The sequence below is a fragment of the Pseudoalteromonas sp. T1lg10 genome, from assembly GCF_002964545.1.
Classification (GTDB): domain Bacteria; phylum Pseudomonadota; class Gammaproteobacteria; order Enterobacterales; family Alteromonadaceae; genus Pseudoalteromonas.
Map to the genome: position 1 here is coordinate 118,022 of NZ_PQBV01000049.1, position 13,137 is coordinate 131,158.

A 13,137-nucleotide genomic window follows, 5' to 3' on the forward strand; every position below is an offset into this window, starting at 1 on the left:
ATATGGGCCTAACAGTTAGGCCCATTTTTTTACTTACCGATACAGAATGAGCTGAAGATCTTGCCGAGCAGATCATCTGAGGTGAATTCACCGGTGATCTCATTAAGATACTGCTGCGCTAAGCGCAGTTCTTCGGCAAGAATTTCGCCGGCTATATGGGCTTCAAGCTGCTCCTGGCCAGTTTGCAGATGACTTAAAGCACGTTCTAAGGCATCTAAATGGCGACGGCGGGCCATAAAGCTGCCTTCTTGCGTGCCTTCAAAGCCGACACAGGCTTTTAGGTGCTCGCGTACTAGGTCAATCCCCAGGCCTTCTTTGGCGCTGATCCTCAATACCGGATGGCTATGGCTGTCGTCAAATCCCAGCTCCTCACCGCTTAAATCAACCTTATTACGGATCACGGTAATGCCCATATTTTCCGGAAGCTTGGCAACAAACTCTGGCCAGATTTGCTCTGGCGTATTGGCTTGGGTGTCCTGGGCGTCAACCATAAAGAGTACGCGATCGGCCTGGTTTATTTCTTCCCAGGCGCGCTCTATTCCGATCTGTTCCACTTTATCAGGGCTTTCCCTCAGTCCGGCGGTATCGATTATATGCAGGGGCATACCATCGATATGAATGTGTTCTTTAAGCACGTCTCGGGTGGTACCGGCGATATCGGTAACTATGGCGGCTTCACGGCCGGCCAGGGCGTTGAGCAGGCTGGATTTACCGGCGTTAGGACGGCCGGCAATGACTACCCGCATACCATCGCGGATAATGCTGCCTTGTTTGGCCTGGGCCCGCACCTGCTCGACCTGATCCAGTATTTGCTGCAGATCGCCGGCAACCTTGCCGTCGCTGAGGAAATCAATTTCTTCATCGGGAAAGTCTATGGCCGCTTCAACATACATGCGCAGGTGAATAACCTGTTCCACCAGCTGAGTGATGTGATTGGAGAATTCACCTTGTAGCGAGTGCAGGGCGCTTTTTGCCGCTTGCTCCGAGGTAGCATTGATTAAATCGGCAATGGCTTCTGCCTGGGTTAAATCAAGCTTATCGTTTAAAAATGCACGCTCGGAGAATTCCCCCGGTTTGGCCAGACGCACACCGTCGATGTCGGCGATTTCGCGCAGCAGCATATCGAGAATAATAGGGCCGCCATGGCCTTGTAGCTCAAGTACATCTTCGCCGGTAAAGGAATTAGGGCCTTGAAAGAATAGGGCGATACCCTGATCCAGCTGTTGCTTATTCAGGTCGTGAAAGGGTACATATTCGGCGTAACGGGTCTTGGGGCAGTGGCCGATGATCTGCTTGGCAACGTCCTTTGCTAGGGCACCTGAGATGCGAATAATACCCACGCCACCGCGTCCGGGGGCCGTGGCTTGGGCAACGATAGTGTCTTGAGAATACATAGAATAACTCGATAAAGCGGCAATGTGTGTATTGTAACCTAATGTGGCAGTAAACAAGAAGAAGCTGAGATTCAGGCAATAAAAAAGCGGCCATAAGCCGCTTTTCTAATCTTGGTTAAGGCTTAATCTAGCCTCGCACCTTCAAGCCCTTTTTCTCCATACCGCGGTAGATGATCAGCATCTGGGCGATAGAGATAAGGTTTGAAACCAACCAGTAAAGTACCAGACCCGATGGGAACCAAAGGAAGAATACCGAGAAGAATACCGGCATCCAGGTCATCATCTTCTGCTGCATAGGATCTGTAACCGTCATCGGCTGTAGCTTTTGCATCAGGAACATACTGGCACCGAATAGTACCGGTAGTACGTAGAAGGGGTCTTTCGACGATAAGTCTGTTAACCACAGGCCAAATTCAGCATGACGTAGCTCAGGTGATTCCAGGAATACGTAGAATAGGGCCAGGAAGATAGGCATTTGTAGCAACAGCGGGAAACAGCCACCCATAGGGTTTACTTTTTCCTTGCGGTACATTTCCATCATGGCCTGACCGAATTTCTGACGGTCATCACCATAGCGCTCTTTTAGTGCCTGCATCTTAGGTTGCAGGGCACGCATCTTCGCCATAGAAGTATATTGTGCTTTAGTTAGCGGATACAGTGCGGTTTTCATCAGCACTGTGATAGCAATAATAGCCAGACCCCAGTTGCCTAGGAAGCTGTATAAAAACTTCAGCAGTGATAACAGTGGTTGTGAGATAAACCATAACCAACCATAGTCCACGGCCAAATCCAGGTTCGAGTGCAGTGCTTCCAAAGCATCCGTATCTTTCGGGCCCATATAATAGGTAGATGCGAAAGTAGCAGAGCTGGCCGGAGCAATATTCACTGGCTCAGATTTAATACCAATTTGCGCTACCTTGGCAGTCGGCAGGCGCATATATACTGTGTTCGTTTGATCTTGAGCTGGTACCCAGGCACTTACGAAATAGTGCTGTAGGAAGGCCACGTAACCACCCTGAGTCGACTCTTTCAATTCTTTGTCTTGAATATCGTCGAACGAGTACTTTTCGTAGTTAACTTCGTCGGTACCGTAAGCACCACCTAGGTAGCTTTGATCAATCAAGCTGCCCTTGTCCTGGACGGTACGCTTAACCTGAGTGTAAAGCTGTACCTGAACCGCGTTCGCCGTGTTGTTTTGGATGTCATAATCCAAGGTTACGTCGTAACGGTTTTTATGGAAGGTGTAGGTCTTGGTGTAGCTTACGCCTTGGGCATCAACAAAGGTAAGGGGTACCGCTAGGGTATCGCCTTCAAGGGTATAGCTTTGTTGTGCGCTTTGATAAACCGGGCGACCTTCTTTGCGAGCGTCGGGACCATTTAAGCCAATTAAACCGCTTTGGGCGAAATATTCATTGCCTTCAAACTGGCCTAACAACAGGTAAGGTTCGTCGCTGCCATGAGTTTCCGCATGCTGAAGCAGTTTGGCTTCGATGATGTCGCCGCCAAGGGTGTCAATTTTCACCGCAAACACATCTGTGGTTACGGTAATAACTTGTTGGCTTGCCGATGTTGAGACTAGCGGCTCGGCAATATCCGAGTTGGGAACGTCACTTTGCCCGGCGTTGGTTTGGGCATTGCTTTGGGTTTGAGCACTTGGATTGTTGGCCGGTTGGTTATAATCACTATTCCATTCTTGGAATAATAAAAATGACACCAACAACAGGCCGATAAATAAAAACGTGCGTTGCGATTCCATAACAGCTCTTATTTCTCGTTGTTAAGATTAATGGTGGTTACGTTTGCCAGGAACGGGATCATCCCCTCCGGCGTGTAAAGGATGGCATTTTACTATTCGTTTTACTGCCAACCAACTGCCTTTTATCGCCCCATGCAGTTTTATTGCCTGCAAGGCGTATGAAGAACAGCTGGGATTAAAGCGACAGTTCGGCCCAAGCATTGGGCTGATCCACTTTTGATAGACCTTAATTACAGTAATGAGGGTATTTTTAGGTATTGCTAATATAAAAGCTAACATAAAGGCCCGCAGCACTGAGTAAGGTAAAGCGAATACTCAGTTAGTCGATTAAAAGGTGAGCTAAAGATACCTGAAAAAGTCGGTAAATTCTATGATTGGCCGCGCTTTTGCTTGGTATTGTGATGCTTTTTATGAGGTCTGCGTGGTGGTGGCTTGTATCCGGGCTTGCAGCGTTCATTGATTTTGCGCCAGAGTTTATCGAGATCTTTGCGTATTTCTTCGTTTGATAGCTCATCAATGCCACGCTTAACCATAAGCACGATATCAATGTTATCCAACTTATGCTGATGCAAACGAAAACTTTCGCGAGCGATACGCTTGATTCGGTTACGCTGATTGGCTTGTTTTACATTTTTTTTAGCTACGGTTAATCCTAGACGTGCATGGTCCAAAGAGTTTGGTTTAGCTAATAAGGTAAAGAGAGAAGTAGCAGCCCGAGCAGGCTCATTAAAAATGCGGGAGTAATGCGAGGGAGTTAACAGACGTAACTCCCTGCCAAAGCGAAAGTCTTCCACTAAATATTAAGCAGAAAGAACTTTACGGCCTTTAGCACGACGACGTGCTAGTACTTTACGGCCGTTAGCAGTAGCCATACGAGCACGGAAACCGTGAGTACGCTTACGCTTTAATACGCTAGGTTGAAAAGTTCTTTTCATAACAATTCCATCCGATCGGTTAAGGTTTAAATTCTCTGTGTGGGTCGCGATCCTCACTCAGACGCTAACACAACTTCGATGCCAAGTTTTTCTCATTCGGTGATGTTTACCGACTGTTTCCAACGGACATTCCGTGGTGCCTTAGCGAGCGCGAGATTTTATAGAGGCTTGATGCTAAAGTCAACGATAATCGTACAACGAAGAGCCTATATATAAGCAGTTATAGCTGGGGATCGTACAAGCGATCCGTATAGGATCATTAAAAAATGAAAGTTTTCCACAGGCTCTGTTTAAAAAGTGCATAAATCCCCTGAATAACCCTGTTTGATCATCCCAGTTGATCAAGATCAAAGTTTTGTAAAGCGTTAAATTAAATTCTTTTTTTAAAATAAATATCCATTAAAAACATAGTGTTGCACTATGTTTTTTGCTGAAGCACATTTTCAGTAAAAATCAATATTGAAGTTGTGGATAAATAGGCGTCATAATGTGCGACCCGGGCACAAAAAAGTCGTGATTCAGGGAAGAATAATAAGCGCTAAACTCGTGATGAACGAGTATCGAAACCTCTATTCTATTTCGGGAGTGAACTGTGTATCTGTCTGTTTGGCAAAGTTGTTTATATGTGTTGCAAGATGAATTGCCATCACAGCAATTTAGTATGTGGGTAAGACCGCTGCAGGCAGAAAGTACAGATGATACTCTGACTATTTATGCGCCAAATCGCTTTGTGCTTGATTGGGTAAGAGAAAAATACCTAAATCGCATAAATGAGCTGTTAGTTGAAATTTGTGGCGATGAAGCGCCAGAATTACGTTTTGACGTGGGCAGCAAGCCCATGCTTAATACCGCTGTAAATACCACGGCACAAACACCTAATCAGGGTGTTAATGGCAACAGTGACAGTGCCAAGGTAAATAAGGCCAGACAGCCTAGCCAACCAGCGGCTGTTGAGCCAGCGCCTAAGTCTCAGTACAAATCGAATATTAAAGAAAACTATACCTTTGATAACTTTGTTGAAGGTAAGTCAAACCAGTTGGCTAAGGCTGCGGCAACGCAAGTGGCCGATAATCCTGGCTCAGCATTTAACCCTGTATTTATATACGGTGGCACCGGTTTAGGTAAAACGCACCTGTTACATGCGGTGGGCAATGGCATTTTAGCGAAAAAAGAGAATGCCAAAATTGTTTATATGCATTCCGAACGCTTTGTTCAAGATATGGTAAAAGCCTTACAAAACAATGCGATAGAAGATTTTAAACGCTATTATCGCAGTGTCGATGCCTTGTTGATCGATGATATTCAATTCTTTGCCAATAAAGAGCGCTCTCAAGAAGAGTTCTTCCATACCTTTAATGCGCTGCTTGAGGGCAACCAACAGATTATTTTAACCTCAGACCGTTACCCCAAAGAAATAGAAGGGGTAGAGGACAGGCTTAAGTCGCGCTTCGGTTGGGGCTTAACTATTGCCATCGAGCCACCGGAGCTTGAAACCCGAGTAGCCATTTTGATGAAAAAGGCGCAGCAGAGTAAGATTAACTTACCTCACGAAGTGGCTTTCTTTATTGCCAAGAAATTGCGCTCCAATGTGCGTGAACTTGAAGGGGCATTAAACCGAGTGATCGCCAATGCTAACTTTACCGGTCGACCTATTTCCATCGACTTTGTAAAAGAAGCGCTGCGCGATTTATTGGCACTGCAAGATAAGCTGGTGACCATAGATAATATTCAACGCACAGTGGCTGAGTATTACCGCATTCGCGTTTCTGATTTATTGTCCAAGCGCCGTAGTCGCTCGGTTGCGCGTCCACGCCAGGTGGCCATGGCGCTATCAAAAGAATTAACAAACCATAGCTTGCCGGAAATCGGCGATGCTTTTGGCGGTCGTGACCATACCACGGTATTGCACGCCTGCCGTAAGGTAAAAGCGCTTCGTGACGAAAGCCATGAAGTGAAAGAAGACTATCAAAATCTAATAAGAACTTTGTCATCTTAAGGTTACCCTTATGCAAATTACTATCGCTAGAGATCAGTTTTTAAAGCCTTTAATGCAGGTATCAGGTGCCATCGAGCGTAAGCACACCTTGCCCGTACTCTCCAATGTATTACTTGAGGTGCGCGATGGTCAGCTGTCTATGACGGGAACCGATCTGGAAATAGAGCTCGTCGCCTCGGTAGCCTTAGAGCAACCTTGTGCCGATACCAAGATCACCTTGCCGGCGAAAAAGCTTTTAGATATTTGTAAGAGCCTGCCCGATGGCAGCGATATCACCTTGACCTCTCAGGAGCATCAGGTGGTACTGACATCCGGACAAAGCCGCTTCTCCTTGTTGTCTTTAGCAGCAGAAGACTTTCCGAATCTGGAGCAATGGGATGGCGAAGTTGAATTTCAATTAAGTCGACTAGAACTGCGTAAGTTATTGGAAAGCACGCATTTTTCAATGGCTAATCAGGACGTGCGTTATTACCTTAACGGCATGTCGTTTGAAGTTGAAAATGACGAAATTAAAACCGTGGCTACAGATGGTCACCGTTTGGCCATAGCGCAAAAGAAATTACCTCAGTCATTAAACAGCCAGCGCCAGTTAATTGTGCCACGCAAAGGGGTGCAGGAAATTATGCGCCTGATGCCGGCGGACGACCAGCCTGTTACCATTCAGTTTGGTGCCAACCATATCCGCATTACTGACGCAGAATTTACCTTTACCAGTAAATTGGTTGATGGCCGTTTCCCTGACTATCGCCGTGTTTTGCCTCGTGGTGGTGATAAAATTATTATCGCTAACCGCGAATGGCTGCGTAATGCTTTGCATCGCGTATCTATTTTATCGAATGAGAAGTTCCGCGGTGTGCGCCTTAATTTAAGCTCGGGCATGCTCAAAGTCAGCGCCAATAACCCAGAGCAAGAACAGGCGGAAGAGGTGATTGAAGTTATGTATCAAGGGGAGGATTTAGAGATTGGCTTTAACGTTTCTTACCTTCTTGATGTGCTTAACACCATCAAAACCGAAGACGTTTCTATCACCCTTGCCGATTCAAACAGCAGTGCCCTGATGGAAGCGGCGGGAGATAGCGAAGCTCTGTATGTCGTTATGCCGATGCGCTTGTAACGGCCATGAGCCTGACCTCTATTAGCCTCAATAATTTCCGTAATATTGAGGCTGCTACCCTAGCTCCTGAAGCTATCAATATCATCTATGGTGAAAATGGCAGCGGCAAGACCAGCTTTTTAGAAGCCATTTATTTTCTTTCTCACGGACGTTCTTTCCGTACCACTAAGCACCGCACCCTGATTCGTGATGGCCAATCGCGTTTTACCTTGCACGCCAAAAAGCGGAGCAATAATCTGACCATTCCTCTTGGCATACAAAAAGATGTTCAGGGGGAAACCCAGATAAAAATTCAAGGGAAGGCGAGTCGTCGAATTTCTGATCTTGCGCAGGTTTTGCCGGTTCAGGTTATTACCCCAGAAAGCTACTCCTTCTTTTTTGGCGGCCCCAAAGAGCGACGTGCCTTTATCGATTTAGGTGTGTTCCACGTGGAACAAGAGTTTTTTGTCTACTGGCAAAACTTCAATAAGGTACTGAAACAACGTAATGCCCTGTTAAAAAACAAGCCCCCCGAACTACGCACCATGCTGCCCGTTTGGGACAAGGAATTCGTGCGCTTAGCCGAGAAAATTACTCAGTTAAGAGAGATGTATATAGAGAGGTTTAAGGCGCTTTTTTTTGATAGACTGTGTACAGAATTAGAATTGCTAAACCACCTTGAAATTGACTTCAATTGGGGTTGGAAACGCACTGAGTCCCTTGCCGATGTATTGGCGCAGAATAGGGATGGTGACCTGATGCGTGGCTATACCAGCAAAGGGCCACATAAGGCCGATCTAACGATAAAAACATCGCTCGGCCCGGTAGAAACAGCCTTCTCGCGAGGGCAGTTAAAATTGCTTTTATATGCGCTCAAAGTAGCGCAAAATAGCTTAATAGAAAAAGAGACCGGAAAACAATCGATTCTGCTTATTGACGATTTACCCTCGGAATTAAGCGAAGATACCAAGATGAAGGTAGGGCAACTGCTTTCACGCTGTGATGCACAGATATTTATAACAACGATTGAATCCCAAAGTGTCTCCGCCGTGTTAGAGGCGTTAGCAAGGCCACAAGCTTTGTTCCACGTGAAACATGGCGAACTAATAACAAGATAAATGGAAACACCATGTCTGAAAATTACGATTCATCAAGTATTAAAGTACTTAAAGGACTAGACGCCGTACGGAAACGACCAGGAATGTACATTGGTGATACCGATGATGGCACCGGTTTACACCATATGGTATTCGAGGTAGTCGACAACTCGATCGATGAGGCGTTGGCGGGATATTGTGACGATATTTACGTAACAATTCACACCGATGGTTCCGTGTCGGTACGCGATAACGGCCGTGGTATTCCAACCGAGCTGCACCCGGAAGAAGGGGTGTCGGCCGCAGAAGTTATTATGACCGTGCTTCACGCCGGTGGTAAGTTCGACGACAACTCATATAAAGTATCCGGTGGTCTGCACGGTGTAGGTGTTTCGGTTGTAAACGCACTATCTGAAAAGCTGGCACTGGAAATTCGTCGTGATGGCAAATTGCATAAACAGACTTACTCTATGGGCGAGCCGGATGCACCGTTAGGTGTTATTGGTGAGTCGGACTCAACGGGTACGGAAATTCGTTTCTGGCCGAGTGCGCAAACCTTTAGTGATACCAACTTCCACTATGACATCCTGGCCAAGCGTTTACGCGAGCTGTCTTTCCTGAACTCGGGCGTGTCGATTATTTTGTGCGATGAGCGTGAAGAAGATAAACGCGACCACTTTAAATATGAAGGTGGTATCGAGGCCTTTGTTGCTTACCTAAACCGTAAGAAAACACCTGTACATCAAAACGTATTCCACTTCACCCATGAGCGTGAAGACGGTATCAGCGTTGAAGTTTCTATGCAGTGGAACGATGGCTTCCAGGAAAATATTTTCTGTTTTACCAATAATATTCCACAGCGTGACGGTGGTACTCACTTAGCAGGTTTCCGTGCTGCACTGACGCGTACACTTAACACCTATATGGAAAAAGAAGGCTTTAATAAGAAAGCCAAAACCACCAGTAATGCGACTGGTGATGATGCCCGTGAAGGTTTGACCGCGGTTGTTAGCGTTAAGGTTCCTGATCCTAAGTTCTCATCGCAAACTAAAGACAAGCTGGTATCGAGTGAAGTAAAAGCCGCCGTTGAACAAGCCATGGGTGAAAAGCTCAGTGAATTCTTACTAGAGAATCCTGTTGATGCTAAAACAGTTGTTGGCAAGATTATCGATGCTGCCCGTGCCCGTGAAGCTGCGCGTAAAGCTCGTGAAATGACCCGTCGTAAAGGCGCCATGGACCTGGCTGGCTTACCTGGTAAGCTGGCAGACTGTCAGGAAAAAGACCCGGCAGAATCTGAACTATATATAGTGGAGGGTGACTCTGCGGGTGGTTCTGCCAAACAGGGCCGTAACCGTAAGAATCAGGCCATCCTGCCGCTTAAAGGTAAAATTCTTAACGTAGAAAAAGCGCGTTTCGATAAGATGTTATCCTCGCAAGAAGTAGCGACCCTGATCACCGCTCTGGGCTGTGGTATCGGTCGTGACGAGTATGACCCTGAGAAGCTTCGTTATCATCGCATCATTATCATGACCGATGCCGACGTCGATGGCTCGCATATTCGTACCTTGCTATTGACCTTCTTCTATCGTCAAATGCCGGAAATCATCGAGCGTGGCTATGTTTATATCGCTCAGCCGCCGCTGTACAAGATCAAGAAAGGCAAGCAAGAGCGTTATATCAAAGACGATAATGCTTTAGTTGAATACCTAACCTCGCTGGCGCTAAATGGCTCTGCCTTATACAGCAGCGAAGGTGCGTCGGTTATCGAAGGTAATGCACTGGAAAATCTGGTGCGTGATTACCAAGCGACGGAAAAGGTAATTGAGCGTTTAGCCCGTAAATACCCATCAGCCATGATGCATAGCCTTATCTATCGCGACTGTATCGGCGAAGATGACTTAGGCGAAGAAGCCAAGGTGCAGCAGTGGACTGAGGCATTAGTTGAAGACTTGATCGTCCGTGACGAAGACGCGGCTATCTACAGTGCTCATACTCATTTCGATGAGGAGCGTAAGCTGCATTACCCTATGGTGAATATTCGTCAGCACGGTGTTGATAAGCAGTATGTGCTTAATCATGATTTCCTGACTTCAAAAGACTATCAGCGTATCTGTGTAACTGGCGAGAAGGTGGGTAACCTTATAGGTGCCGGTGCTTACGTACAACGTGGTGAGAAAACTCAGCCGGTCGACAGTTTTGTTGAGGCACTAGAATGGCTGATCAGCGACTCTAAGAAGGGCTTGTATACACAGCGTTATAAAGGATTGGGTGAGATGAACCCGGACCAGCTGTGGGAAACTACCATGGACCCTGCAGCACGTCGTATGCTACGCGTTACCATTGAAGATGCTATCGCAGCCGACCAACTATTTGCCACCCTTATGGGTGATCAGGTTGAGCCGCGTCGTGAGTTTATCGAGCAAAATGCACTACGTGTAGTTAACCTGGACGTGTAGTCCAGGTTGATATAAATCACCAAGCATAAAAAAGCCCTCGCATTAGCGGGGGCTTTTTACTTAGTTCACAATAGGTTTAAAGATGCAGGATAGAATCCGCATTGCCGTCAGGGTCGTTGATGGCCTGGCCATCTGTACCCGGGTTACCATTGCGCATCATGATCACAGCACAGGCAGCAGGAGATGCCATAGAGGTACCTGACATGGTTGTTGTACCACCACCAGAACGAGTAGATAGAATGCTTACGCCAGGCGCTGCATAGTCTACCGGTGGGTTACCATAGTTGCTGAAGCTGGCGAAGTTATCGTTGCTGTCTGTTGCAGAGATAGTGAACACGCGAGGGTGTGAGGCACTGGCAGGAGACACGTTACCTGCATGTTGACTTTCGTTACCCGCGGCAACCACGAAGAATGCACCCGATTGCTGGGCTGCATTCTCAACGGCATCGTTCAGGTCAGGGTTAAAGCCACCGCCCAAACTCATATTCGCACAGTCACCGGCAGACGCATTCGCTGCTACGTGATCTACACCGGCCAATACGCCAGACCAGCTACCAGAGCCGCGAGAGTCCAATACTTTTACCGGAATCACGGTTGCACCGGCTGCAACGCCAACAACATCCTGTTGGTTATTTAGGGCTGCGATAGTACCGGCAACATGGGTACCATGGCCATTGCCATCATCCATACCGGCATTACGGCCGCTGGTGAAGGCGCTAAAACCGCGGCTAGCATCAACGTTTAAGTCGCCGTGGTCTAGATCGATACCAGTATCAATAACCCAAGCCGTATAGCCCGAGCCGTCTACCGGACCACCTACACGGGTGACACTCCAAGGTGTTTGTTGACCTTGGCTGCCGCCGCCGCCACCAGGCTTGCCTTGATCAATAGATGGAGAAGCATGGGCGATACCGTCAGGAGTAAAGCGCATGATGTCGGCTTCGTCTGCAAACACGCTTTTCGCTTTATCACAGCTCATGTTTATAGCCATACCTTTAATGGCATTGCTATAAATGTGCTTAGCTTGAGACTGAGATTTCATTAACATGCCGCGGGCTTTACCTTCGACATCGAATTTAGAAACGCTGTCGTTGAAGCGAACAATACAGGTATTTGCAATTTCAAGTTCGGCAGCCATACCTGCGTGATCGGGAGCCGGCTGGGCATAGGCGAAGCCTGTTGATGCAGCTAATACAGCTGTTGCGATGAGAGTTTTGTTCATTAGTTTAACCTTTATAATCGTTATTATTGAGATAGTGTTAATTAACACTGGGTTTACAATCTAGGCCAAATTGCAAAAAAATCAACTGTTTCAAATAGAAATACGAAAAGAGTCGTAGATAATGAATAGAAAATGCGTGAATCTGGAATACTAAAAAAAGTAAATTCAGGGAGTTGATCGTTATCGTGCACAGGGCAAAAAGCAGAAACTGCTTAAAACAAGGCGGTGCAAGGGGTATACTGTGAGCAATAAAACCGCACTCTAAGCAGCAGAATTTAACGTCATTATGCAAAAATACGACTTACAAACTTTTCAGGGCCTGATCCTAGCGCTTCAGGATTATTGGGCACAGCAAGGCTGTGTTATTGCTCAGCCTCTTGATCTTGAAGTGGGCGCGGGCACCTTTCACCCGCTTACGTTTTTAAAAGCCGTTGGCCCAGAGCCGATGTCGAGTGCTTACGTACAGCCATGTCGTCGTCCTACCGATGGCCGTTACGGTGAAAACCCCAACCGTTTGCAGCACTACTATCAATTCCAGGTGGTGTTAAAGCCTTCTCCCGATAATATTCAGGAGCTTTACCTTGGCTCGCTTGCGGCCATGGGCATAGATACATTGAAACACGAAGTTCGCTTTGTGGAAGACAACTGGGAATCACCGACTCTGGGTGCCTGGGGTCTTGGTTGGGAAGTGTGGCTAAATGGCATGGAAGTGACCCAGTTCACTTACTTCCAGCAGGTGGGCGGCCTTGAGTGTGCGCCGGTTACCGGTGAGATCACTTATGGTCTTGAGCGTTTGGCCATGTATATCCAAGGCGTGGACAGCATCTATGACCTGGTTTGGACAGATGGCCCTATGGGTAAGGTTACTTACGGCGACGTATTCCACCAAAACGAAGTTGAGCAATCAAAATACAACTTTGAGTACGCCGACGTTGATGCTTTGTTTAAGCAATTCGATCAGTGTGAAAAAGAAAGCCAAAAGCTGATTGAAGCGAATTTACCGCTACCGGCCTACGAGCAAGTAATGAAGGCGTCGCATGCCTTTAACCTGCTTGATGCTCGCCACGTATTTCTGTAACAGAGCGTCAGCGTTACATCCTGCGTGTGCGCGCCCTGTCTAAAGCCTGTGCTGAAAGTTACTACGCGGCGCGTGAAGCGCTTGGTTTCCCGCTGTGTAAGGATTAAGAA

10 protein-coding genes and 1 pseudogene are annotated in these 13,137 nt (G+C 47.0%); 5 read left to right on the plus strand and 6 right to left on the minus strand.

The window, feature by feature from the left end; all coding sequences use genetic code 11:
* Positions 1-29: 29 nt before the first annotated feature.
* The 5 genes from mnmE to rpmH all read right to left on the minus strand — a co-directional run bounded on the left by mnmE (position 30) and on the right by rpmH (position 4,085).
* Positions 30-1,394, minus strand: a complete 1,365-nt coding sequence (gene mnmE / locus C2M17_RS13095; protein ID WP_105201189.1) for a tRNA uridine-5-carboxymethylaminomethyl(34) synthesis GTPase MnmE — start codon at positions 1,392-1,394, stop codon at positions 30-32.
* A 127-nt stretch (positions 1,395-1,521) separates the two neighbouring features.
* Positions 1,522-3,150, minus strand: a complete 1,629-nt coding sequence (gene yidC / locus C2M17_RS13100; protein WP_105201190.1) for a membrane protein insertase YidC — start codon at positions 3,148-3,150, stop codon at positions 1,522-1,524.
* A gap of 27 nt (positions 3,151-3,177) precedes the next feature.
* Positions 3,178-3,429: a membrane protein insertion efficiency factor YidD gene (gene yidD, locus C2M17_RS13105; protein ID WP_105201191.1), complete on the minus strand. Its 252-nt coding sequence runs from the start codon at positions 3,427-3,429 to the stop codon at positions 3,178-3,180.
* An 89-nt stretch (positions 3,430-3,518) separates the two neighbouring features.
* Positions 3,519-3,944 carry a ribonuclease P protein component gene (rnpA, locus tag C2M17_RS13110; RefSeq protein WP_105201192.1) on the minus strand — a complete coding sequence of 142 codons (426 nt, stop codon included), beginning with the start codon at positions 3,942-3,944 and terminating at the stop codon, positions 3,519-3,521.
* A gap of 6 nt (positions 3,945-3,950) precedes the next feature.
* Positions 3,951-4,085, minus strand: a complete 135-nt coding sequence (gene rpmH, locus C2M17_RS13115) for a 50S ribosomal protein L34 (RefSeq protein WP_008488847.1) — start codon at positions 4,083-4,085, stop codon at positions 3,951-3,953.
* 661 nt (positions 4,086-4,746) lie between these two features.
* Between rpmH and dnaA the strand changes: the two genes are divergently transcribed.
* Genes dnaA through gyrB form a run of 4 tightly spaced genes read left to right on the plus strand, consistent with a single transcriptional unit; the run spans position 4,747 to position 10,727 of the window.
* On the plus strand, positions 4,747-6,081 hold the full coding sequence (gene dnaA / locus C2M17_RS13120) for a chromosomal replication initiator protein DnaA (protein ID WP_442792607.1): 1,335 nt from the start codon (positions 4,747-4,749) through the stop codon (positions 6,079-6,081).
* Positions 6,082-6,091: 10 nt separating this feature from the next.
* Positions 6,092-7,195, plus strand: coding sequence for a DNA polymerase III subunit beta (gene dnaN / locus C2M17_RS13125; protein WP_105201194.1), 1,104 nt, complete (start codon positions 6,092-6,094; stop codon positions 7,193-7,195).
* Positions 7,196-7,200: 5 nt separating this feature from the next.
* On the plus strand, positions 7,201-8,292 hold the full coding sequence (recF, locus tag C2M17_RS13130; protein WP_105201195.1) for a DNA replication/repair protein RecF: 1,092 nt from the start codon (positions 7,201-7,203) through the stop codon (positions 8,290-8,292).
* 11 nt (positions 8,293-8,303) lie between these two features.
* Positions 8,304-10,727: a DNA topoisomerase (ATP-hydrolyzing) subunit B gene (gene gyrB / locus C2M17_RS13135; protein WP_105201196.1), complete on the plus strand. Its 2,424-nt coding sequence runs from the start codon at positions 8,304-8,306 to the stop codon at positions 10,725-10,727.
* A gap of 76 nt (positions 10,728-10,803) precedes the next feature.
* Here the strand turns inward: gyrB and C2M17_RS13140 are convergent, their stop codons facing one another.
* Entirely contained in the window at positions 10,804-11,949 is a 1,146-nt protein-coding gene (locus tag C2M17_RS13140; RefSeq protein WP_105201197.1) for a S8 family serine peptidase, read from the minus strand.
* 286 nt (positions 11,950-12,235) lie between these two features.
* On the opposite strand from C2M17_RS13140, the pseudogene glyQ reads away from it, so the two are divergent.
* Positions 12,236-13,134, plus strand: a pseudogene (gene glyQ / locus C2M17_RS13145) (glycine--tRNA ligase subunit alpha).
* Positions 13,135-13,137: the final 3 nt, after the last annotated feature.

Coding starts and splice junctions, on each gene's coding strand:
- mnmE (WP_105201189.1), bottom strand. CDS start 1,394: ATGTATTCTCAAGACACTATCGTTGCCCAAGCCACGGCCCCCGGACGC.
- yidC (WP_105201190.1), bottom strand. CDS start 3,150: ATGGAATCGCAACGCACGTTTTTATTTATCGGCCTGTTGTTGGTGTCA.
- yidD (WP_105201191.1), bottom strand. CDS start 3,429: ATGTTAGCTTTTATATTAGCAATACCTAAAAATACCCTCATTACTGTA.
- rpmH (WP_008488847.1), bottom strand. CDS start 4,085: ATGAAAAGAACTTTTCAACCTAGCGTATTAAAGCGTAAGCGTACTCAC.
- dnaA (WP_442792607.1), top strand. CDS start 4,747: ATGTGGGTAAGACCGCTGCAGGCAGAAAGTACAGATGATACTCTGACT.
- dnaN (WP_105201194.1), top strand. CDS start 6,092: ATGCAAATTACTATCGCTAGAGATCAGTTTTTAAAGCCTTTAATGCAG.
- recF (WP_105201195.1), top strand. CDS start 7,201: ATGAGCCTGACCTCTATTAGCCTCAATAATTTCCGTAATATTGAGGCT.
- gyrB (WP_105201196.1), top strand. CDS start 8,304: ATGTCTGAAAATTACGATTCATCAAGTATTAAAGTACTTAAAGGACTA.
- C2M17_RS13140 (WP_105201197.1), bottom strand. CDS start 11,949: ATGAACAAAACTCTCATCGCAACAGCTGTATTAGCTGCATCAACAGGC.